A 21,905-nucleotide genomic window follows, 5' to 3' on the forward strand; every position below is an offset into this window, starting at 1 on the left:
CGTGCGCCCCTTCCGATTCGCCGTCCAGACGACCACGGCGAAGTCCGCGGGGGAGTGGCGTGACCTCGCCCGCCGGGTGGAGGATCGCGGCTACTCGACCCTCTTCCTCGCCGACCACTACATCGGCCCCGGGCCTGTCAGCGCCCGGACCCTGCTGCGCCCGCAACACCTGGCGCCCATCGCCGCGATGGCCGCCGCCGCAGCGTGGACGTCGACACTCCGCATCGGCTGCCGCGTCTTCTGCATCGACTACCACGTACCTGCCGCGCTGGCGAAAGAAGCCGCGACGATCGACCTGTTGTCCGACGGCCGCCTGGAGTTCGGTATCGGCGCCGGCACCAATCAGGGCGAGTACGAGGCCATGGGCGTCCCGTTCCACGAGGCCCCTCGGCGTGTCTCGAAACTCGAGGAAGTCGTCTCAATGGTGAAGGCGCACTGGTCGGGCGAGCCGATGGACATCGACGGCGAGCACGTCAAGGTCACCGGCTACGCCGGGCTGCCGCTCCCCGTTCAACGCCCCCGTCCGCGCATCCTCATCGGCGGCTCCAAGAAGCGGGTCCTCTCCCTCGCCGCGCGTGAGGCCGACATCGTCAGCATGGCGAACGTCGGGTGGACCCCTCGGAACGACGCTGGGCTGACGCCGATGGAAGAGGCGCAGCGTCGCTACGCCTTGGTCCGCGACGCCGCCGGTGCGCGGTTCGCTGACCTGGAGCTGGAGAGCTCGCCCTACCTGCTCGCCGTCACCGACGACGTCGACGGCACCGTTGACCGCTGGTCCGCCGCGCTCCGCGACGCCCTCCCCGAGGCGCGGCCGGAACTGCTGAAGAACCATCCGAACGTGCTGGCCGGGTCACTCCAGCAGATCACCGACCGGCTGCGGGAGCGCCGCGAGACCACGGGGGTGAACTACATCACCGTTCCACGCAAGCAACTCGACGAATTCGCTCCCGTCGTCGCCAAACTGACCGGCCAATAGCAAAGGGGCAATGACCGCCATGTCCGTGGAAGAGGAACTCAAGGAGCTTCGCCGCGAGCTCCGGTACGTCACCGACCGCCTCGCGATTCTCGACTGCGTCATGAACCAGTCGCGCGGCCACGACCGTCACGACATCGAACTGATGGCGAGCGTCTATCACCCGGACGCAATCGATGAGCACGGCCCGTCCGTCACGGTCGGCCCCGAATACGGGGAGCAGTCCAATCAGGCCCACGCGTCGGTCTTCGTCGACCACCTGCACAACGTCACGACGCACACCTGCGAGATCGACGGCGACGAAGCGCACTGCGAGAGCTACGTCATCGGTGCCATGCGCGCCCGCGACGGCAAGAGCGTTTTCCTCTTCGGCGGGCGCTACCTCGACCGCGTCGAGCGGCGCGACGGCGTATGGAAGATCGCGCTACGCCGATGCACCCTCGAATGGACGATGCAGGGCGACACGTCGCTCCTTACCTCAGGTGCCTTCACCGGCTTTATCAAGGGCACCTGGGACAGGACCGATCCCTCGTACGCACGGCCCCTCACCCTGGACAAAACCCCTGTTGAAAGATGGTGAGACGATCAGCCCGGGCGGCCCCAGCGGGCGGGCACCGGTGCGGGGTGCGCTCCATTGACCGGGCAGCGCCTACCATGTCACGACGGAAAGGGACCACGCCGGGCGCCCGGCCGTTTCCCGTCGTGAGAGGCAGCAGATGGCAACAACCCGCCGGGTCGGCACGGAGAAGTCCAAGACCCGTGCCCTGATCCTCGACTCCACCGAGCAGCTCCTGATCGAGGAGGGGTACGCGGCCATCTCCTACCGCACCCTGGGCGCCAAGGCAGGGGTGACCGGCCCGCTCGTCCAGTACTACTTCCCCACCTTCGACGACCTGTTCGCGGCCCTGGTCCGGGACCGCTCGGAGCGGACCCTGCGGCAACTGACGCAAGGGCTGAAGACCGATCGTCCCCTGCGCGCCATCTGGAACTACGCGAACAACAAGAACGCGGCCGCCCTGACCGCCGAACTCACGGCCGTCGCCAACCACCGAAAGAAGATCCGGGCCGAGATAGCGCAGGCCGGGGAACAGGCACGAGAACTCGCACTGGACGCCGTGTCCCGACTGGCCAAGACCTACACGTTCGCGGGAGCGCCGGTCTCCGCGGACGTGCTGGTCTTCCTCGTCACGAGCATTCCCCGGATGGTCGTCCTTGAGCGCTCCATGGGAATGGAGACCTCCCTGGCGGAGACGATCGAATTCTTCGAGCGCTTCCTAGACCAAGTCGAACCCCCCGACGGCGATGAACCACGCCCTGGACCCGCGGTTCACGGGTCGGAGCAAGATACAGCCGACACGTAACCGGAGCCATCCTTATCGACTTCGAGTTACCGGCCCCCGACCGCATACCCGGCCGTCGACGCCTTACGCAAGGAGGCGAAGTGGCACACGAAAGCATGCTCGATCCCTGGGGGGCGGACTGGCTGAAGACCAACGCCCGGCGCGTTCCACTCAAGGACATTTTAGAACTCGCCCGCCCCACGGAGTCGCCGTTCCCGGTCACCAGGGAACTCGCGCACGTCGACGACGAAGTCGCCGCCGGGATCCCCATACGTATCTACCGTGGAGAGGGTAGGCCTATGGCGCGAGATCGCCGACACCTCGAGAGCGGTCATCGTATCGGTCGAGTACCGCCTTGCACCCGAACATCCTTTCCCTGCGGGGACTGGACGACTGCGAGGCTGTGACCCGTTGGGCGATCGCCAACACCCTCCAGGTTCGGGGTGCCACCGTCGAACGTCGTCGTCGGAGAGAGCGCTGGCGGAAACTTCGCGGCGGCGGTCACCCTCCGGCTTCGAGACGAGGTGTCGCTGGCCGGCCAGGTGCTCATTTATCCCTCGTTGGGCCACGGGTTTAAGGATTTCCCCTCGAGTGAGTTCTTCGAACTAACGATGGCCGAGGGTGAGGGGCCCTGTGTTTTTCGGACAGTTCTTGATATCGCTGCGGACGCCAGTTCCGGCGTGAAAGTGAGGGACGGTGGCCGCTTGTGACGTCGTGGAAATTTGGTGCCAATGGCGCCCGACGGACAGTCTGACGCTGGGAGCCGTATCGCTTGAGGGCCGTTTGCCCGGTGACGCGGGAAACCAAAGGCCCAGGTCGCCTGCGGGCCGCCGCCGGCGCCATCGCCCTCCATGTGCTCGCGCTCGGCCTGTCCGGCGAGGCCTGAGGCGACCTTGGGTCGGCGTTCCTCGGCGGGGGGCCCTGCTCAGTGCTCTGGACAACGCCGCCCTGGAGGGCCCGGCCCCCGCTCTGCAGGGCAGTGGCGTCACCCATCTGCGCTAGCGCGCTGCCGCTGATGTCTCGGAGCTCATCACCGGTAAACGGAACCAGGACAGGCGTGATCAAAAGTGTTAGCAGTGGCCGTTTCTGGTCAGTTCTCCGGTCACCGCTTTGGTTGTCGCGCGGTACGGGGGGCGACCGTACGGGCGACAATGTCGATATGAATTCTCGTCTCTGCATTCTTTCGGGCGCCGGGATCTTGATCGCCTCCCTGCTCGGGCTGGCGGTGTACTGGGGGCAGGTCGGATTCCGGATGGGCGACACCCTGGGATGGGTCGGTGCGGCGCTGGGGATCGCCGGGTTGATTCTGGCGATCTACGGAATCGTCGCCGGTGACAAGAGAGGTTCGTCGGAGGATCCGGCAAGGGTAGAGATGAATGCCGAGGCGTCCGGTGAAGGCCGGGTGTACCAGGCCGGTCGCGACCAGACGATCAATGAGAAGTGAGCACCGCGCCGCGATCGTCGGAGCCTGACGCGGAACGTCCATCGGTACGGATGGAAGGTCAGGCGTCCGACCAGGCGCGCGTCTATCAGGCGGGCCGCGACATGCGCTTGTTCACCCTCGCCGTACCTCCCGGTGTCCGTACCCCGCTGCTCGTGGTTCTGGTGCTGGCGCTGTTGGCCGGCGGCGGATGGGTGCTGGTGAAGTGGGTGCGGCCGATGTTCGCGCCGGCGTACAAGACCCAGTTCCTCATCGACACGAGCTTGGCCTCGGGCGGTCCGGCCGAGGTCGCCGAGTCCCTTCGCAAGGCGGTCGGCAACGCGGCCGACGATGACGCGCTGGCATTGCGCGGCTTCGGCGGAGAGTGCGGTGCCGAGGGCAACACCAGGCAACTGGTGGGGTTCGGTACCGGCAACCGCGAGCAGATCTCCCGGACCGTCGGCCAGGTGCGCGGGGAAGGGCGGCCGACGATGGTACGCGGGATCGGCGAGGCGGTGAACGACTTCTCCAAGCGGCTGGCGTGGGGCGCCGACCAGCGGGCCACGCGGATCAACCGCATCATCGTGATCACACGGCACGGTACCGACGCGTGCGAGGAGGATCCCGCGACCGTCCAGCGGGAGATCGCCCGCCGGATCGAGTCGGCCGGTCTGAAGGTGGACTTCAAGGTGATCGGATACCAGGTGCCCGCGGCCGAGCGGGAGCGGCTCAGGCAGATCTCCGCGGGGATCCGCGGTGACGCCCCGGTGTTCGCCGCCGATCCGGCCCGGCTGGCCGCCGCCCTGGAATGGTTCACCAACACCCAGCCGGTCCTGCAGGAGGCGAAGAAGGTCACCGACGTGCTGAACCCGGCAGTGGGCCAGGTGGAGGCAGCCCGGACCGCCATCGAGGACGGCCGGCTGGACGCCGCCGGGGACCGGCTTGAACGGGCTGGCTCGGTGGACGTCGGGGCGACGCTGGGGGCCCTCAAGGACCGGGCCCGCACGCCCCAGGCACGCGACGTCCACGCCAAGGCGAGACGACTTTCCTCCCAGCAACGTCGGGTGGTCGAAAGCGGGCGGGCCTTGCTGGAGGCCAGCCGGGACGGCGGGTCCCGGGACGGCGAGTTCGCCGCCTACCGCACCGCGGTCGTGACCTACAACCAACAGGCAGACGAGCTGAAGAAGGCACTGGACACTTTGCGGGCCACGGCGCCGGGAGGCCGGTCATGACAGCTTGGCGTCGACGGAGGCTGCTGTGGGTGCTGGCCGTGGCCGCGCTCCTGTCGGTCGCGATGGGCGTGGCCGTCTATGTCGTCAGGTCGATCCCGGCACATCGGACGACCTTCCTGATCGACGCGTCGGTCACGGACCAGGCCGATTTCCAGGCGGTGCGTCGTTCGGTCGCCTCGGCCGCACAGAACGCAAGCGATCGCGACGCGCTGGCGCTGCGCCGGTTCGGCGGCGAGTGCGGCAATGGGGACAACACCCGCTCTCTGGTGGACAGCGGGACGGGGAACCGCGAGAAGATCGGCGCGGCGGCCCGAGCGCTGACCACACGGGGAAGGGCGACGCTGGGCAGCGGGCTCCTGGCGGCGATCGACGACTTCTCCGGCAGGCTCCCGTTCCGGGGCAGCGAGGGCAACCGCATCATCGTGGTGACCGGGCACGGAACCGATGCCTGCACTGGCGACCCGGCGGCACTGGGCCGCAGCGTCAAGAGCCGCGCCAGGGCCGCCGGCGTGGACATCGACCTGCGGTTCGTCGGTTACAAGGTCCCCGCCGCGGGCCAGACCGTGCTCGGCCGGATCGCCGCGACGGCCGGGTACCGCCCACCGGACTTCGCCCGGGACGGCGCCGAACTGGCCGCGACGCTGACCAAGTACACCGTCCCGAGCTCCACCGACCCCAGGCGGATCGCCCTCCCGGCCCAGACCGTCACCACGCGGCCGTGCACGCTGCGCCACGAGGGGCGCGGCTGGAACAAGACATCGCGGCCGTCGAGCGTCCGACTGCCTGAGGGCGTGAAGTTGCCGTCCGAGGCCGCGGTGTACGAGGTTCCGCATCACCCGTCCGGCACGGGCGTCTCCCGCTTCATCGCAGAGTCCGGAAACGCGGTGTGCACCAGCGGACCGCCCGCCGACCGGAGCGAGGAGCACCACATCGGCGCAAGAGTCATGAAGAGATACCCGGAGGGGCCAGATTTCACCGACCCCGACCAGATGAGCCAGGTAGCCCTCACCGTCGAAGACCCACACGCCTCCTGTTACCTCTTCCCGAGCAAGGCCGCCCGGGAGACCGCCCATGTCGCTGCGCAGTGCGGAACGGTCGCCGCCGCCATCTGGCCGTCCAACCCGGAGCACATCACGACGGGGGATCCGCGGTTCAAAGCCGCCCTGTCGCGTGAACCCGGCCTCGGAAACCACATGCGCGTCTCCGGGACGATAGAGGTCGTCCTCGCGGTGAACCGGCCTGGCCCCCACAACCCGGCGATCCTGTGCATCCAGCCGAAGAACAGGGCCTCCCTGTGCACCGCAGTCCTGACTTTCCACTTCATGGAGGCGATGAAGGACTCTCTGCCGAAGGATGTGCTGGAACGCGGCGCCCAGCGGATCGAACACGTCGTCTTGAAGTCCTGAGAGGTGTGGGCACCGGGAATTCTGTCACTTCATGCCACCTGCGCTTACTCGTGGATGAGCCCGCCGAGTCGCTCACGGTGCAGGACGTGAACGTTGCCGGGTGGACCGGTGTCGAGCTCCGCCCCGCGGGAGAGTCGGTCAAGGCTCCGGTGCTCGCGCGTGTAAGGCGGCATGTGCCCGTGACGGAGGAAATCCGCGACGGTGGCTGAAGAATCCGCGAGGCCGTAGCGTGTGGGCGCGGTCGGTGGCGCTGATGCCGGTCGTCACGACCGTCCTTGCGTCGACCGTCCTTGCGTCGACCGTGACCGTGTAGGCGGTGCTGCGGGCGTCCTGGTTGCGGGCCACCATCGGCTTGTTGGGCCTGTTCGCACGTTTCTAGAACTCGACTGCTGGTGACTGTGCGTGAGGGTGTTGGTGAGGAGTGGGACTGTGAATTCTGGGAGGCCAGAGGAGACTTGATCTTCTCTGAAGTGCTCTGTGCTGGAGCGAAGAAGTTGCTCTGAGCTGGGAGCACGTCGGTTCGTGCTGGGTGCTGGGAGTATCGAACGGTGTTCACACCGAAGAGGTCACTGGTTCGAACCCAGTATCGCCCACATAACCCCAGGTCAGAGGTCTGCTCTCGTGGAGAGCAGACCTCTTGCATCTATTCGGACCTGTCGAAGAGGTCATAGGTTCCACCAGCTCCCTTGCCGATGGCTCCAAGGCGTACCCGTCCGGTCCTGGTGTGAGGTGATCGCACGGGCGAGCTTGCCGCCGCCGTCTCTCTCGTCCCCCTACCGCTGGGGTTGCGCGTGGAGGAGGTCCGTGGTGGGAGGAATCTGGGAGATCGTCTTCCTCCCACTTGGAATGCGGTCACCCGAAGGTGGTGCCTGGCATCACTCTCGGTGACCGAATGTTGGCGGGCAGCTTAGGCCGGTTGTCGCCGAGCAGGTGTTCCCAGGACGGTCCGGTTCGGACGAGCGCCGCACGGTTGTCGGTATCGAGGCCTGGATGAGTTCCCGACATACACCGGATGGCGAGCGGCCGGGGGACTGCTCGCCGCAGTCCTGCTGTCGGCCATGTCCGTGATGTCTGAGCGGCCTTCCTGTGTGACCCCCGCGCTCCGATCCCGGCTGTGGGAGAGCCAGTACGCCACCCAGCAGGTTATCGTCTCGGCCCTGGCGGACGAAGACCCCTTCGAGGTGCAGGTCGCCGCCGGCGCCTGCCTGGCCGCCGCCACCGCCGCAGTCACCCGCTCAGCGGACGGCGGAGGCCGGGAAGACCTGCGGAGCCTGATGGCCGAGGCCCTAGAGGTGATCATCAAATGATCGAGACAAATGCCCTGACCAGGCGCTACGGTCGCACGACTGCGGTGGACGTGTACGACAACCGGCGAGTCTTCACCGTCTGGGCACTCGCCACCGGCCTGCTGGCCCTGATGTACGGCAGCTTCTACCCGCAGATCTCGGCCGATTCCATGGCATCGGTCCCCGAAGCGATGCGCGGCTTCGGCCTCGACGACGCCTCCTCCGCTGCCGGATACCTCCAAGGCGCCGTCTTCGGCCTACTGGTGCCACTCCTGGCCACCTTCTACGGCGCCGCCACCGGAGCCCGGATGATCTCCGCCGACGAGGAATCGGGCTACTTGGACCTCCTCCTGGCCCACCCCGTCGGCCGCACTCGGCTGCTACTGCACCGTTTCGCCGCCTTGAGCACCGGCGCGATCGCCATCGCCACCGTCGTCTGGGCCGCCATGCTCGCGATCCGCGACGCCGCCGAACTCGGCACCGTCACCATCGGCGGCTTCACGGCCCAGGCCGTCAACCTGGCGTTGCTGGCGATCCTCTTCGGCGCGCTGGCCACCGGCATCGGCGCCGCCACCGGCAAAAGCCGTCCCACCGTGTTCGGTATCACCGCCGGCCTCGGCGTCGCCACCTACGCCCTGCACGGCTTCGCCCCCCAGGTCGGCGCCGACTGGCTACGCCGGCTCACCCCATTCCACTACTACATCGGCGGCGAGCCTCTCCAGAACGGCCTACGCCCCACCGATGCCGCCGCGCTGGCCGCCGTCGCGGCCGTATTGATCGCCGTCGGCGCTTGGCGGCTGAACCACCGCGACCTAGCCCGCTGAACTTCGCCGGCTGAACCTGGGCCCGGCACGCCCGTGCCGGGCCCACGCCCCCTATCCACGATCGCTTGAGCGAAGCCGGCAACGCGCCGAGCCGTCAGTCCGCGCGGCATCCTGGCCGCTCAGACAGTGCCCGGACACAAGAGCACCCGCCTCGAGTTGTTAGGCTGGCATTCAGGTGTGCCGGGAAGCCTGGTCGGCGAAGTCCGTAATGCGTCGATTTCTCAAAGGGGCCCGGTGACTCGTCCCAGCCGCCATACCTCACCCGGCAACCGCCCGGTCGCCCGCAGCAAGGCCCTGTTCAGCCGCGGCTCCTGGCCCGAAGCCAAGCGCATCGGCCACATCCTGCGGCAGGAGACGGTCGGCGGCGTCCTGCTGGTGTCTGCCGCGGTCGCCGCTCTCATCTGGGCGAACTCGCCATGGTCGGACCTGTACGAGTCCATTCGCGACCACACCGTTGGCCCGGCGGAACTGCACCTGGACCTTTCCCTGGGCACCTGGGCAGCCGACGGGCTGTTGGCGATCTTCTTCTTCGTGGCGGGCCTGGAACTCAAACGCGAGTTCGTCGCCGGCGATCTGCGCGACGTGCGGCGGGCCCTGGTGCCGGTGCTGGCGGCGGTGGGCGGCGTGATCCTTCCCGCGCTGATCTACCTCACACTGACCTGGGGCAGACCGGGCGCATCGCAGGGCTGGGCGATCCCCACCGCCACCGACATCGCCTTCGCCCTGGCGGTCCTCGCGGTGATCGGGCGGTTCCTGCCCACCGCCCTGCGCACCTTCCTGCTGACACTGGCGGTGGTGGACGACCTCATCGCCATCGTGATCATCGCGCTCTTCTACACCGACCACCTGTCGCTCCCGGCTCTGCTGGGCGCTCTCATCCCGCTCGGTCTGTTCGCCCTCCTCGTGCAGCGCCGGGTGCGCAGCTGGTGGCTGTTGCTCCCCTTGGCCACCGCCACCTGGACCCTCGTGCACGCATCCGGGGTGCACGCCACCGTCGCGGGCGTGCTGCTCGCCTTCACCGTCCCCGTCGTCCGCAGTGACAAGGCCGGAGGCCCCGACGCCGGCCCCGGCTTGGCCGAACACTTCGAGCACCGCCTCCGCCCGCTGTCAGCCGCGGTCGCCGTACCCGTCTTCGCCCTCCTGGCGGCCGGAGTGCCACTCGGCGGCCTTCACGGCCTGACCTCCGCCCTCAGTGACCCGATCGCGATCGGAGTGCTCGCCGGCCTGGTGCTCGGGAAACCATTGGGCATCATGGCCGCGACCTGGTTCGTGGCGCGCTTCACCCACGCCGACCTCGACGAGGAACTCGCCTGGACCGACGTCCTGGGCCTGGGCCTGCTGGCCGGAATCGGCTTCACCGTCTCCCTCCTGATCGGCGAACTGGCCTTCGGCACCGACTCCGTCACCGACGACCACGTGAAGATCGCCGTACTGACCGCCTCCATCACCGCCACCGCCCTGGCCACGCTGGTGCTGCGCGTCCGCAACCGCGTCTACCGCCGCATCCACGAGGCCGAGACCCTCGACCTCGACCAAGATGGCATTCCCGATATCTACCAGGACCGCTGACCGCCACGCCGACACGGCCCTGCGGTCATCGTCACGGCGACCCAGGGGATCAGGGCCGCGTCGTTCTTCCTCGCCGGTTGGGGCAGGCGTTCGATTACGCGTGCGAGCGAAGCCGGTGAACCCGAGAGAGCAGTTCCGCGCGGAGCTCGTCGCGGGTCTGCTCTAGCCGCGGGCTGAGCGCTACGGCGCCTGTTTCCGGACGGCGGAGCCGTGTGACGCGGGCGGGCAGGGTGTTGATGTCGGCGGCGCATCGGTCCCGGGACCTGGTGAGGGGCTCGGCTGGAGAGACCCGGCGGCCGTTGCGCATCACAGGGACGAGCAGGGGGCGGCTGCCGCCTGGCGCGGGTTCGTCTCGCAGCGCGATGACGTCGCCTTCCGTCCCGCGGTACACCTGTTTGGCGCCGGGGGCGGTGGCCTTGCCGGTGGAGAGTTTCATGACAGGTCGGTCCGCGAAGGCCACCAGCTTGTAGGCACTGTCCAGAGAAGGCGCGTCGGCGGATACGCCCATCTTGGTGCCGACGCCGTAGACGTCGATCGGCGCCCCAGCGGCGGTGAGTTCGGCGATGCTGTACTCGTCCAGCCCGCCGCTGGCCACGATGCGGGTGCTGGACATGTCCGCCTCGTCCAGCAGGTGGCGGGCCTGAACGGACAGGGCGCCCAGATCTCCTGAGTCGAGTCGGATCCCGGTGAGGGAGCCGGGCCCGTCGGCTCGGAGAGCGGTGCGGATCGCGGTACGGACGCCGCCGAGGGTGTCGTAGGTGTCGACCAGCAGCGTCGTGCGGTCGGGGAAGTCGGCGGTGAACGCTTCGAAGGCCGCCTCCTCGTCGGGGAACGCCTCGACGAAGGAGTGGGCCATGGTGCCCACGGCCGGTATGCCGTGGCGGCGGGCGGCCTCGACATTGCTGGTGCCGGCGAAACCGGCGATGTAGGAGGCCCTGGCGACGGCCAGACCGGCGTCGATGCCCTGGGTCCGGCGGAAGGAGAAGTCGATGACCCGTGCCGCACCCGCTGCCCGCGCACACCGGGCGGCCTTGGTGGCGACGGCGGTTTGGAAGGTGAGGTGGTTGAGCAGAGCCGTCTCGACCAGTTGTGCTTCGGCGATCGGGGCGGTCACCTCCAGCAGGGGCTCTCCAGAGAACACCACCCGACCTTCCGGAACGGCCGAGACGTCGCCGGTGAACCGCAGCTTCTCCAGTGCCCGTAGCGTCGCCGGGTCAAAGCGCTGTTCCTCGCGGAGGTAATCTAGTTCTTTCTTGGCGAATCGGTAGCTCTCCATGAAGGTCAGGCAGTCCTCCAGCCCGCAGGCGACGAGATAGCCGCGATCGGGCGGCAGGTCACGGACGAACAGGCTGAACGTGGCCGGGCCGGTCATGCCGCGGCGCAGGTAGCTCGCCGCCATGGTGAGCTCGTACAGGTCGGTGAGCAGTCCACCGGTCATCGTGCTCGTTCCTTGCCATCGTGTTCTTGCCTGAGACGCCTTTGACGCATTGCGTGCCGGGGCGGCTTCCTCCAGCTTTCGCCAGCACTCCTCCACCGTCGTCCAGGAGGACGTATGGGACCAGGGGCTTTGGTCCCTGCCCCAGATCATCCCCCCTGTCTTCTACTCGTGATGGCCGGGACGTTCGCCTCTACCTGCCGCGCCGTGGCGGCCTGAACCTGGGATCAAGAGCGCCTTTGAGTGATGACACCGCGCAGGAGCCGGGCGGCGTGCGCCGAAGCCCTGCTATGTGTCGCCGCTCTGTGAGGAGAGGAGGGGCCATGTATCCGAGCGTGCTGGTCGGCTATGACGGGACGAAGGAGAGCGAGCACGCGCTGCGGTGGGCGGTGGAGGAGGCCCGGTTGCGGCGTAGCGAGCTGGTGGTGTGCCACTGCTGGCGCTGGCCTTATCCGATCAGCCACGTCGACAGCGATCTCGAAGAGATCGTGAAGCGGATGGGCCTGCATGTGCTGGAGCATGGGGTGAACCAGGCTCGGGATCTGGCGCCGTCGCTGCGCGTCCGGCAGCGGCTGGCGGACGGTCCGGCCTATGCGGCCTTGATGCACGAGTCGTACGAGGCGGAGCTGATCGTGATCGGCTCGCATGAACAGGGGTCACCCTTGATCGGGTCCACTGTCCTGCAACTGCCCGGGCGCGCTCGCCTGCCGGTGATGGTCGTGCGTCGGCCTGAGCCCGCGCACGGCCGGATCGTGGTGGGCGTCGACGGTTCCGCGGGGAGCGACGCGGCGCTGGCGTTCGCCTTCGAGGAGGCGGCACTGAGGGGGTGGCGGCTGGAGGCGGTCTACGGTTGCTGGGAGCCGGGTGCGGTCGCCGGGTCCGACCTCGCGTTGTTCGCCGATGAAGAGGAGCTGACGCGGTCGTGCGGTGCGACGCTGCAACGCGCCGTCGCAGCGTGGCAGCACAAGTACTCGCGGGTCGAGGTCGATACCTCCTTGGTCTTGGAGGGTCCGCGGACGGCCCTGCTGCATGCCGCCGAGAGGGCCGATCTGGTCGTCGTGGGTGACCGGGGCACCGGCACGGTGGGTCCGTTGCTGCTGGGGGCGACCAGTACGGCGCTGTTGCAGCACTCGCCCTGCACCGTGGCCGTCACCCATTCGCCCAGGCGGAGTTGAGCCCCGTTCCGCGGCCGGTATCGCCTTCGGGACGGCGTCGTGGCAGGGACGAAAGCCCCGGAGCTCGACCGTTATGCCGCTCCACCGCTGTGGGAACAGGGTCTGGCCGTTCCTGGCGGAGCGGGGAGGTCGGGCCCAAAGGCCCTGGTCAAGGCCGTGTCAGAGGTCGTGGGATGGGAAGCAGAGTTCTGGAGCGGAAGGTGGGTTGACGATCATGCCTGGTGTGCTGCTGGCGGACGTGCGCGGGCTCTTCGAGGCGCTGCGGGCTGGTGGGTACACCGTGGTCGGGCCGACCGTCCGAGACGAGGCGATCATGCTGGACGAGCTGCGGTCGTCCGATGATCTTCCGTACGGGTGGGGTGTCACGCTCGCCCCGGGCGGTTACCGGTTGCGGCGGCGGGATGATCGTGCGGCTTTCGGGCACTCGGCGGGTCCGCAGTCGTGGAAGCCCTATCTGCTCGCGCCGAGGGTGCGGTTGTGGCAGGCCGACCGGACCGAGGACGGGTTCGAGATCGATGACCGGTCCGAGGAGGCGCCCCGGTATGCGTTCCTCGGAGTGCGTCCGTGTGATCTTCGGGCGATCCTGGTCCAGGACCGGGTTCTGATGGGGGGCGAGCACGCAGATACCGCCTACCGGAGGCGCCGCGAGCAGGTCTTCATCGTGTCGGTCAATTGCACCGAGCCGGGGGAGACCTGCTTCTGCGCGTCCATGGGCACGGGTCCGCGGGCGGGTCCCGGCTATGACGTGGTGCTCACCGAGCTGGTGGACGGGGGCGGTTCCGTGCGGTTCCTGGCCGAGTCCGGTTCGGACGCGGGGGAGCGGCTGCTGGAAGGGGTTCCGTGCGAGACCGCGGGAAAGGACGTCCGGGAACGGGCGCACGCGGAGGTCGCGGAGGCCGCCGATCACATGGGGCGTGAGATGCCCGCCGCCGACCTGCACGACCTGATGAAGGACGCCCTCGACTCCCCGCACTGGGACGAGGTCGCGCAGCGCTGCCTGTCGTGCGGCAACTGCACGATGGTGTGTCCGACGTGCTTCTGCACCACGACCGAGGACGTCACCGACCTGACCGGTGATCACGCCGAACGGTTGCAGCGCTGGGAGTCCTGCTTCGATCTCGACTTCTCCCACCTGCACGGCGGGAGCGTGCGGGCCTCGCCGAGCAGCCGGTACCGGCAGTGGATGACCCACAAGCTCGGCACCTGGTACGACCAGTTCGGTTCCTCGGGCTGCGTGGGCTGCGGCCGTTGCATCGTGTGGTGCCCGGTCGGCATAGACATCACCGCCGAGGCGGCCGTATTTCACGCGGAACGGGAGAGCTCGGGCGGCGGCGCATGAGCAGTCCCACTCACCTGGGGGCGAGGCCCATCGTGTTCCGGTCCGGGACCAAGGACCCCGGCCCTGGGCTGGGACGGAGGCTGGCGTCGTGGGCATGAGCGAGATCGTCGTGGGGGCCGACGGCTCTGAGTGCGGTCCGGCCGCGGTCGGGTGGGCGGCCGCGGAGGCCGTGCGCAGGAGTGCTTCGCTGCGCGTCGTGCACGTGGTCGTTCCCTGGCTGTTCGACGTCCCGTCGAACCCGCGGATCGCGGCGATCGGGGGGTGGATGTACGACGGCGGCGAGGAGATCGTGGAGCGGGCGCTGGGGCGGGCCAGAACCGCGGCTCCGGAGGTTGAGGTTTCCGGCGGGCAGGCCGGTGGCGAGCCCGCCGACGTTCTGATCAGGGAGTCCGGGCGGGCGGTCATGGTCGTGGTGGGGAGCCACGGTGCGGGCGGGCCGGCCGGCCTTTTGCCGGGCTCGGTCGGCCACGCGATGCTCCATCGCGCCCGCTGCCCGGTAGCGGTGGTACCCCATCGGCGGCGTGTTCTTTCCCGAGAGGCCGGCTGAGGAGCGATGGTGGGCGCGATGACTCCCGTTCCGTACCGGGTGGCGGCCCGGCGGGTGGACACGGCCGACACCGTCACGTTGGGGCTGGAGCCTGTCGCCGCGCCGATCGCGCGGCCCAGGCCCGGCCAGTTCACGATGATGTACGCCTTCGGGGTCGGGGACGTGCCCATTTCCGTGAGCGGTGTCCTGCCCGGGATCGAGCAGACGGTCCGGGGGGTCGGGGCGGTCACCCGGGCCCTGTGCGCCACTGAGATGGGCGGGGTGATCGGCCTGCGCGGGCCGTTCGGGACGGCCTGGGGCATCGAGGAGGCGCGAGGGCGCGATGTGGTGTTCGCGGCGGGCGGTATCGGCCTGGCGCCGCTGCGGCCCGCCGTGCTGCACGCGCTGGCGGACCGGGACTCCTACGGGCGGATCACGGTGCTGATCGGCGCCCGGAGCCCCGAGGACCTGCTCTACACGGCCGAGCTCGATCGGTGGCGTTCGCTCGGCGCCCGCGTCGAGGTCACGGTGGACCGCGCCGACTTCCGCTGGTCCGGGCATGTCGGCCTGATCACCGCGCTGGCCGACCGGGTCGAGGCCGGTCCGGCGGGCGCCGCCGCCTTCGTCTGCGGTCCGGAGGTCATGATGCGTTTCACGGCTGAGGCGCTGGTCGCGCGGGGGATAGCGGCCGCCGACGTGCGGGTCTCGCTGGAGCGCAACATGCAGTGCGGCGTCGCGTGGTGCGGTCACTGCCAGCTCGGCCCGCTGCTGCTGTGCCGCGACGGCCCGGTCGTCCCGTACGAGAGTGCCGTCCCGCTGATGGCCGTACGAGAGCTTTAGGTGTTCGAGGCCATTGGGGGAGGTGCCATGAAGAACGTGGAGAAGCCGAAGCTGGCCGTGTGGAAGTTCGCATCGTGCGATGGCTGCCAGCTCACCCTGCTGAACTGTGAGGACGAGCTGCTGGAGCTGGCCGGCGAGGTCGAGATCGCGCACTTCTTGGAGGCATCCAGCGGTGTGACGGGTGGCCCTTACGACGTGTCGCTGGTGGAGGGCTCGATCACGACTCCGGAGGATCTCGACCGGATACGGAAGGTCAGGGAGATCTCCCGGACGCTGGTGACCATCGGGGCCTGCGCGACCGCCGGCGGCGTCCAGGCGCTGCGCAACTTCGCCGACGTGCGCGAGTTCGCCTCGGTGGTGTACGCCCGGCCCGAGTACATCGCGACACTCGACCGGTCGACGCCGATCGCCGCGCACGTGAAGGTCGACTTCGAGCTGCAGGGGTGTCCGATCGACCGGCGGCAGTTGCTGGAGGTGCTGACCGCCTTTCTGATCGGCCGCAAGCCCGACATTCCAGGTCACAGTGTCTGCTTCGAGTGCAAGCGGCGCGGCAATGTGTGCGTCATGGTCGCCAAGGGAACGCCCTGTCTGGGACCCGTGACCCACGCCGGTTGCGGAGCGATCTGCCCGGCCTATGGGCGCGGCTGCTACGGCTGCTTCGGGCCCTCACCGAACTGGAGCGGGGTGCGCCCCAACATGCGTGGACTGCTGCCCTGGCTCGAGATGACCGAGGACGAGACCCACCGGGTGCTGTCCACTTTCAACGTCGCCGCGTTCAACGAAGGCGCCGAGGACGGGGAGTCCGAAGATGACCCATCGGCATGACCGCAGCCTCACCGTCGGGGCACTCGCCCGGGTGGAGGGCGAGGGGGCGATGTACGTCCGGGTCCGGGACTCGCAGGTCGAAGAGGTGCGGCTGAACATCTACGAGCCGCCCCGGTTCTTCGAGGCATTCCTGCGGGGACGGGCTCACACCGAGCCTCCCGACATCACCGCCCGGATCTGCGGGATCTGCCCGGTCGCCTACCAGACGAGCGCCTGCCAGGCCGTGGAGGCCGCCTGCGGCGTCACCCTGGACGGGCGCCTGAACGAGTTGCGGCGGTTGCTGTACTGCGGCGAGTGGATCGAGAGCCATGCCCTGCACGTCTACCTGCTGCACGCGCCCGACTTCCTCGGCTACCCGGGCGCGGTCGAGATGGCCCGCGACCACCGGGACCTCGTCCAGCGCGGGCTGCGGCTGAAGAAGGCCGGCAACGCCCTGATGGAAACGATCGGGGGGCGCTCCATCCACCCGGTGAACGTCCGGGTCGGCGGTTTCTTCCGCGTCCCCGCCCCCGGCGAACTGGCACCGCTCGCCGAGCCGCTGCGCCGGGCTCTCGACGATGCCCTGGCCACCGTCGCGTGGGCGGCGGAATTCGACTTCCCCGATTTCACCCATGATCACGAGCACCTGGCGTTGTCGGCCGACCGATACCCCATCGAGCGAGGGGTCCTGCAAAGCAGCGCCGGGCGGTCCTTCCCGGCGGACGCCTTCGAGCGGCACATCACCGAGGAGCAGGTTCCCCACTCGACGGCATTGCACGCCCGCTTCACCGATGGCGGCGGCCGGTACCTGACCGGGCCGATGGCGCGCTATTCCCTTAACCATGACCGGTTGTCGCCGCTGGCGCTGGAGGCCGCCGAACAGGCGGGGCTGGGAGCCGAATGCCGCAACCCGTTCCAGAGCATCCTGGTGCGCGCCGTCGAGATCGTCTACGCGATCGACGAGGCGCTCCGGCTGATCGACTCCTACGAACCGCCCGGGAAGCCGTCGGTGCCGGTGCCGCCGCGCGAGGGCACCGGGCACGGCGTGAGCGAGGCTCCGCGCGGCGTCCTGTTCCACCGCTACGCACTCGACGGGAACGGCCTGATCACCTCGGCCCGCATCGTCCCGCCCACGTCCCAGAACCAGAACGCGATCGAGGACGATCTGGCGCGCTTCGTCGGAGGACGCCTCCATCTGGACGACGACAGCCTGGCACGCCAGTGCGAACAGGCCATTCGCAACTACGACCCGTGCATCTCCTGCTCCACCCACTTCCTCGACCTGACCGTGGAGCGGACATGATCACCGAGGATGTCGTCGTCATCGGCGTGGGCAACACCTTCCGGCGGGATGACGGCGCCGGTCCCGCCGTGGTCGAGGCGTTGCGCGGCAAGGTCCCGGCGACCCTGGCGGTGACCGATGGCGAACCCGCCCGCCTCATCGAGCTGTGGAGCGGAGCACCCCTTGCCATCGTCATCGACGCCGTACGCGCCGATCCGCCACATCCCGGCCGCGTCCACGAGATGGACATGGAAGAAACGGGCAGGCAAACGCTGATCCAGGAGGGGAGCGGCCCGGCGGCCAGCAGCCACGCGCTCGGACTGGAGCATGCGGTCGACCTGGGACGGGCCGTCGACCGCATGCCCCGCCGACTGCGCGTCCACGCGATCGAGGGCCTCGACTTCGGTCTCGGCCCCGGGCTGACCCCTCAGGTGGAGGAGGCCGCCAAAGGCGTCGCCCGGCGCATCGAGACGCTGCTCGCCCCGCGCGGCTCCGCCGATCGCAGCGGGGCCGACACATGAGGCGTGACGCCGGAGGGACGTGCGGGAGGAATGAGCAGATGTTCATCGCGCACCTCCGTGCCCTCACTCTCTACTTTCACCATCGGAACGTCTCCAGCGGTGCCCTTGGGGTCGAAGGTCACTGCGGTCGTGGACGGAAGCCCCCTGATACGGGACTTCACCGCACACAAGGCTGAAGGGGAGCGATCCGGACATCTGGAGGTGGGGGCATGAACAGGATCGGTGGTGTGGTCGTCGGTTACGACGGTTCCGAGGCCGGGGGCCGGGCTCTGGACTGGGCGGCCGTCGAGGCCGGTGCCCGCGGGGTCCCGCTCACCGTGGTCCATGTGTGGGAGCCCTACGGCGGCGGATCGATGGTCCCGCTCGTCGTGGATCTGCGCAGGGTGGCCCAGGAGACCCTGGACGGCGGCGTCGAACATGTCCGCAAGGCGGCACCTGATCTCGAGATGAGGTCCCTCCTGGAAGGAGGATCGCCGGCGGCCAGGCTCATCGAGGTGAGCCCTCAGGTCGATCTCATCGTGGTCGGTTCGCACGGCCGGGGCGGGTTCGCCGGGCTCATGCTAGGGTCCGTCGGCGCTCACCTGGCCGCGCATGCCGCGTGCCCCGTGGTGGTCGTCCGCGGCGAACCCGAGCCCGCGCCCGAGCAGCAGCCGGGCCGTGTAGTGGTCGGCGTGGACGGCTCTCCCGCCTCCCACGACGCCCTGGCGCTGGCGTTGACCGAAGCCGACATGCACGGCGCCCCGCTGACCGCCATGGTCGCCTGGGAGGGTGCACGACCGGGCGAACTGCCGCCGCTGGTGGATGCCGAAGGCCTCCGCGAAGCCGCCGGGACGCGGCTGGAGCGGCTCCTGAGCCCCTGGCGCGAGCGCTACCCGGACGTCGACGTCCAGACCCAGGTCGTGACGGGCGCTCCCCGGGAGGTTCTGATACGCGCGTCGTCCGGTGCCCGCCTGCTCGTCGTGGGCTCGCGCGGCATGGGCGGCATCCGCGGGCTCCTGCTCGGATCGGTCGGTTACGCGTTGATCCATCACGCGCTCTGCCCGGTGGCGGTGGTCCACGCGCCCGAACGGTCCACCGGGACGTAGCGGGCGCACGTCGCCCGGCGCGGGACAGCGGCGTCGCCCAGGCGACACCGCTGCCTCACCGTGTCTGCTCCATCCGGGTCGGTGCCGAGACGAGGGCCGCCTTCCTGGAGACGTCTGGGCTGCCCGCCGTCACACGTCAGGGCCGAAGGTCCTGACGTGGGCTCGGGGACGGCCGCGCCGCTCGTTTGGTTAGTTCGACCAGGGCGTAGGCGAGGGCGGCCACCGCGGCGATGTGTACCCAGGCGCCGAGGCCGAGCGGGGCGGAGCGGAACAGGCCGTTCATCGCCGGGACGTAGGTGTAGAGGGCCTGGATGGCGATGAGGGCGAGGGCGCCTGCGCCGACCCACGGGTTGCGGCGGATGCCGTGCCACAGCATCGGGCGTTCCAGCGACAGGCAGTTGAACAGGTAGGCCAGCAGCGTCATCGCGAAGACGTTGACCACGATGGTGCGGGCCTCGGCCAGGGAGGCGTCGTGGGTCTGCTCCCAGTGGAAGAGGCCGAACGCGCCCGCGAGCAGGATCACAGAGACCAGGAGGATGCGGGCGGTCAGCCGACCGGTGATGAGCGGGAGGGCGGGGTCGCGGGGCGGGCGCCGCATGATGTCCTCGTCGCGGGGCTCGACGGCGAACGGCAGCCCGAGGACCAGCACGGCGGTCATGTTCAGCCACAGGACCTGGACCGGCATGATCGGCAGCTCGCCGCCGGCCAGGATCGCCGCCACCAGCACCAGGCCGAGGCTGATGTTGGCGGGCAGCGCCCACACGATGAACTTGACCAGGTTGTCGAAGACGCCGCGGCCCTCCTCGACGGCGGCCTCGATGGAGGCGAAGTCGTCGTCGGTGAGGATCATGTCGGCGGACTCCTTGGCGACCTCGGTGCCGTCGCGTCCCATCGCCACGCCGATGTCGGCCTGCTTGAGGGCGGGCGCGTCGTTCACGCCGTCCCCCGTCATGGCGATGACGTGGGAGCGGGCCTGGAGCGCCTGGACCAGGCGCAGCTTCTGGGCGGGGGAGACGCGGGCGAACACGGCGGTGCGCTCGACGGCGGCGGGCAGCTCGCCGTCCGGGGCGGCGGCCAGGTCGGCGCCGGTCATGACCTCGCCCTCCAGCCCGATCCGCTCGCCGATGGCGCGGGCGGTGGCGGCGTGGTCCCCGGTGATCATCTTGACCTGGATCCCGGCGGTCCGGCAGGCGCGGACGGCCCGGGCGGCCTCCTCTCGGGGCGGGTCGTGCATGGCCAGCAGGCCGAGGAAGACCAGGCGGGGCGGCTCGGTGAGGCGGTCGGCCGCGGGATCGGCTTCGGCGCGGGCGAGGGCGAGCACGCGCAGCGCCTGCCGGCCGTAGGCGTGGGCGATCTCGGTGATGGCCCCCGCGTCGAGGGGCTCGATGCCGCCGTCCGCTCCGAGCCGGCCGTCGGACATCGCCAGAATGCGTTCCAGCGAGCCCTTGGCGTAGATCAAGCCGTCCTCGTGCAGGGTGGCCATGTACTGCCGCTCGGAGCTGAACGTGATCGTGTCGAGGCGTCCGGGTGCCCGGTCGAACCCTGCCTTGGCGGCGCTGACGACCAGGGCGCCCTCGGTGGGGTCGCCGACCAGGTCCCAGTGGTCCCCGTCCTCGGTGATGCGGGCGTCGTTGCAGGCCAGCCCCGCCAGCAGGCATTCGCGCAGGGCCGGGTGCCCGGCCGGGGCGACGGGCCGGCCGGCGGAGCGGATCTCGCCGTGGGGCGCGTAGCCGGTCCCGGTCACCTCGTAGAGGCGGCCGCCGGCGGCGATGCCGGTGACGGTCATCTGGTTGCGGGTCAGCGTCCCGGTCTTGTCCGTGCAGATGACGGTGGTGCTGCCGAGCGTCTCCACCGCGGGCAGGCGCCGGACGATGGCGTTGCGCCGCACCATCCGGGCCACCCCGAACGCCAGGGTGATCGTCACCACGGCGGGCAGGCCCTCGGGGATGGCGCCCACGGCCAGGGCCACCGCGGCGGTCAGCATGTCCGAGACGGGCTGCCCGCGCAGCACCCCGACCCCGAACGTCAGGGCCGCCAGGGCCAGGATGGCCACGGTCACCACCCGGCTGAAACGGGCGATCTTGCGGGTGAGCGGGGTCTGCACGGATGTCGCCGAGCCCACCAGCCGGTGCACGAGCCCGATCTCGGTGCCGGCGCCGGTCGCCGTGACCAGACCCGCGCCCCGCCCGTAGGTGACGAACGTGCCCGAGTGGGCCATGTTGCGGCGGTCGGCCAGGATCGCCTCGCCCAGCGCCTCCGGGGTCTTGGCGACGGGGGCGGACTCGCCGGTCAGCGCCGACTCGTCCACCTTGAGTTCGCGGGTGCGCACCAGCCGCAGATCGGCGGGGATCCTGTCGCCGGCCTCCAGCAGCACCAGGTCGCCGCGCACCAGTTCCTCCGAGGGCAGGCGCGCGGGCCGCCCGTCGCGGACGGCGGTGGCGACCGTGCGGGTCATCGCGGCCAGTGCGGCCAGCGCCCGTTCGGCCCGTGCCTCCTGGACGAACCCGACGACCGCGTTCACGATCACCACGCCCAGGATGACGGCGGCGTCCACATGCTCGCCCAGTGCGCCGGTGATGACCGCCGACACCAGCAGCACGTAGATCAGCGGGCTGTGGAACTGCAGCAGGAACCGTGCCACCGGCCCGCGCCGCCGGGCCTCCGGCAGCACGTTGGGACCGTGGCGCGCCAACCGCGCGGCGGCCTCGCCGGAGGAGACGCCCAGGTCGGGATCGGTGCCCAGGTCCCAAGCGGCCTGGGCATAAGTGCACTGGTGCGGCGGGCCGGTGACGGTCGTCGTGTTCACGCTCCCAGCCTCGCTCGCGCGTACCGGGCATTGCAGGGACGA

Annotated in this window: 21 protein-coding genes and 1 pseudogene; 19 read left to right on the forward strand and 3 right to left on the reverse strand. The window is 69.6% G+C overall.

The genetic code is table 11. The features are described from left to right. The first annotated feature begins 1 nt into the window (after position 1). The 8 genes and pseudogenes from ABD340_RS30035 to ABD340_RS30060 all read left to right on the forward strand — a co-directional run bounded on the left by ABD340_RS30035 (position 2) and on the right by ABD340_RS30060 (position 6,371). Positions 2-976 (forward strand): TIGR03621 family F420-dependent LLM class oxidoreductase, encoded by a 975-nt coding sequence (locus ABD340_RS30035; protein ID WP_344593471.1) that lies wholly within the window; start codon positions 2-4, stop codon positions 974-976. 10 nt (positions 977-986) lie between these two features. Continuing rightward, positions 987-1,553, forward strand: coding sequence for a nuclear transport factor 2 family protein (locus tag ABD340_RS30040; protein ID WP_344593473.1), 567 nt, complete (start codon positions 987-989; stop codon positions 1,551-1,553). Positions 1,554-1,689: 136 nt separating this feature from the next. Continuing rightward, a complete protein-coding gene (locus ABD340_RS30045; protein WP_344593474.1) occupies positions 1,690-2,334 on the forward strand; it encodes a TetR/AcrR family transcriptional regulator in 645 nt (214 codons plus the stop codon). A 282-nt stretch (positions 2,335-2,616) separates the two neighbouring features. After that, positions 2,617-2,714, forward strand: a pseudogene (locus ABD340_RS48120) (alpha/beta hydrolase fold domain-containing protein); the annotation flags it as partial. A gap of 42 nt (positions 2,715-2,756) precedes the next feature. Beyond that, positions 2,757-3,023 carry an alpha/beta hydrolase fold domain-containing protein gene (locus ABD340_RS48125; RefSeq protein WP_425547471.1) on the forward strand — a complete coding sequence of 89 codons (267 nt, stop codon included), beginning with the start codon at positions 2,757-2,759 and terminating at the stop codon, positions 3,021-3,023. 449 nt (positions 3,024-3,472) lie between these two features. Then, a complete protein-coding gene (locus ABD340_RS30050) occupies positions 3,473-3,757 on the forward strand; it encodes a hypothetical protein (protein WP_344593475.1) in 285 nt (94 codons plus the stop codon). 50 nt (positions 3,758-3,807) lie between these two features. Further along, positions 3,808-4,965 carry a hypothetical protein gene (locus ABD340_RS30055; RefSeq protein WP_344593476.1) on the forward strand — a complete coding sequence of 386 codons (1,158 nt, stop codon included), beginning with the start codon at positions 3,808-3,810 and terminating at the stop codon, positions 4,963-4,965. Next, positions 4,962-6,371: a vWA domain-containing protein gene (locus tag ABD340_RS30060; protein ID WP_344593478.1), complete on the forward strand. Its 1,410-nt coding sequence runs from the start codon at positions 4,962-4,964 to the stop codon at positions 6,369-6,371. Before ABD340_RS30055 ends, ABD340_RS30060 begins: the two co-directional genes overlap by 4 nt. A gap of 138 nt (positions 6,372-6,509) precedes the next feature. On the opposite strand, the gene ABD340_RS30065 is transcribed toward ABD340_RS30060, so the two are convergent. Then, on the reverse strand, positions 6,510-6,719 hold the full coding sequence (locus ABD340_RS30065) for a 3,4-dihydroxy-2-butanone-4-phosphate synthase (RefSeq protein ID WP_344593479.1): 210 nt from the start codon (positions 6,717-6,719) through the stop codon (positions 6,510-6,512). Between the two features lie 740 nt (positions 6,720-7,459). On the opposite strand from ABD340_RS30065, the gene ABD340_RS30070 reads away from it, so the two are divergent. The 3 genes from ABD340_RS30070 to nhaA all read left to right on the forward strand — a co-directional run bounded on the left by ABD340_RS30070 (position 7,460) and on the right by nhaA (position 10,050). Further along, positions 7,460-7,678 (forward strand): acyl-CoA-like ligand-binding transcription factor, encoded by a 219-nt coding sequence (locus ABD340_RS30070; RefSeq protein ID WP_344593480.1) that lies wholly within the window; start codon positions 7,460-7,462, stop codon positions 7,676-7,678. Then, entirely contained in the window at positions 7,675-8,481 is an 807-nt protein-coding gene (locus tag ABD340_RS30075; RefSeq protein ID WP_344593482.1) for an ABC transporter permease subunit, read from the forward strand. The genes ABD340_RS30070 and ABD340_RS30075 overlap by 4 nt, the downstream gene beginning before the upstream one ends. Positions 8,482-8,775: 294 nt before the next feature. Further along, a complete protein-coding gene (nhaA, locus tag ABD340_RS30080; protein ID WP_425547476.1) occupies positions 8,776-10,050 on the forward strand; it encodes a Na+/H+ antiporter NhaA in 1,275 nt (424 codons plus the stop codon). A gap of 94 nt (positions 10,051-10,144) precedes the next feature. On the opposite strand, the gene ABD340_RS30085 is transcribed toward nhaA, so the two are convergent. Further along, on the reverse strand, positions 10,145-11,488 hold the full coding sequence (locus tag ABD340_RS30085; protein WP_344593485.1) for a nicotinate phosphoribosyltransferase: 1,344 nt from the start codon (positions 11,486-11,488) through the stop codon (positions 10,145-10,147). Positions 11,489-11,808: 320 nt separating this feature from the next. On the opposite strand from ABD340_RS30085, the gene ABD340_RS30090 reads away from it, so the two are divergent. The 8 genes from ABD340_RS30090 (at position 11,809) to ABD340_RS30125 (ending at position 19,057) form a co-directional block, all read left to right on the forward strand. Beyond that, on the forward strand, positions 11,809-12,660 hold the full coding sequence (locus tag ABD340_RS30090; protein ID WP_344593486.1) for a universal stress protein: 852 nt from the start codon (positions 11,809-11,811) through the stop codon (positions 12,658-12,660). Between the two features lie 214 nt (positions 12,661-12,874). Next, positions 12,875-13,999: a 4Fe-4S dicluster domain-containing protein gene (locus ABD340_RS30095; RefSeq protein WP_344593487.1), complete on the forward strand. Its 1,125-nt coding sequence runs from the start codon at positions 12,875-12,877 to the stop codon at positions 13,997-13,999. Between the two features lie 94 nt (positions 14,000-14,093). Then, the gene (locus ABD340_RS30100; RefSeq protein ID WP_344593488.1) at positions 14,094-14,546 is read left to right on the forward strand and encodes a universal stress protein; all 453 of its coding nucleotides are present in this window, start codon (positions 14,094-14,096) and stop codon (positions 14,544-14,546) included. 18 nt (positions 14,547-14,564) lie between these two features. After that, positions 14,565-15,365: an FAD/NAD(P)-binding protein gene (locus ABD340_RS30105; RefSeq protein WP_344593489.1), complete on the forward strand. Its 801-nt coding sequence runs from the start codon at positions 14,565-14,567 to the stop codon at positions 15,363-15,365. Between the two features lie 27 nt (positions 15,366-15,392). Continuing rightward, positions 15,393-16,190: an NADH-quinone oxidoreductase subunit B family protein gene (locus ABD340_RS30110; RefSeq protein WP_344593490.1), complete on the forward strand. Its 798-nt coding sequence runs from the start codon at positions 15,393-15,395 to the stop codon at positions 16,188-16,190. Beyond that, positions 16,174-17,472, forward strand: coding sequence for a Ni/Fe hydrogenase subunit alpha (locus ABD340_RS30115; protein WP_344593492.1), 1,299 nt, complete (start codon positions 16,174-16,176; stop codon positions 17,470-17,472). The genes ABD340_RS30110 and ABD340_RS30115 overlap by 17 nt, the downstream gene beginning before the upstream one ends. Continuing rightward, entirely contained in the window at positions 17,469-17,972 is a 504-nt protein-coding gene (locus ABD340_RS30120; protein ID WP_344593493.1) for a hydrogenase maturation protease, read from the forward strand. The genes ABD340_RS30115 and ABD340_RS30120 overlap by 4 nt, the downstream gene beginning before the upstream one ends. 209 nt (positions 17,973-18,181) lie before the next feature. Continuing rightward, the gene (locus ABD340_RS30125; RefSeq protein ID WP_344593495.1) at positions 18,182-19,057 is read left to right on the forward strand and encodes a universal stress protein; all 876 of its coding nucleotides are present in this window, start codon (positions 18,182-18,184) and stop codon (positions 19,055-19,057) included. A 136-nt stretch (positions 19,058-19,193) separates the two neighbouring features. Here ABD340_RS30125 and ABD340_RS30130 read toward each other — a convergent pair whose 3' ends face one another. Further along, a complete protein-coding gene (locus ABD340_RS30130) occupies positions 19,194-21,863 on the reverse strand; it encodes an HAD-IC family P-type ATPase (RefSeq protein WP_344593497.1) in 2,670 nt (889 codons plus the stop codon). Positions 21,864-21,905 lie beyond the last annotated feature (42 nt).

The organism is Actinomadura vinacea (assembly GCF_039532545.1).
Classification (GTDB): Bacteria; Actinomycetota; Actinomycetes; order Streptosporangiales; family Streptosporangiaceae; genus Spirillospora; species Spirillospora vinacea.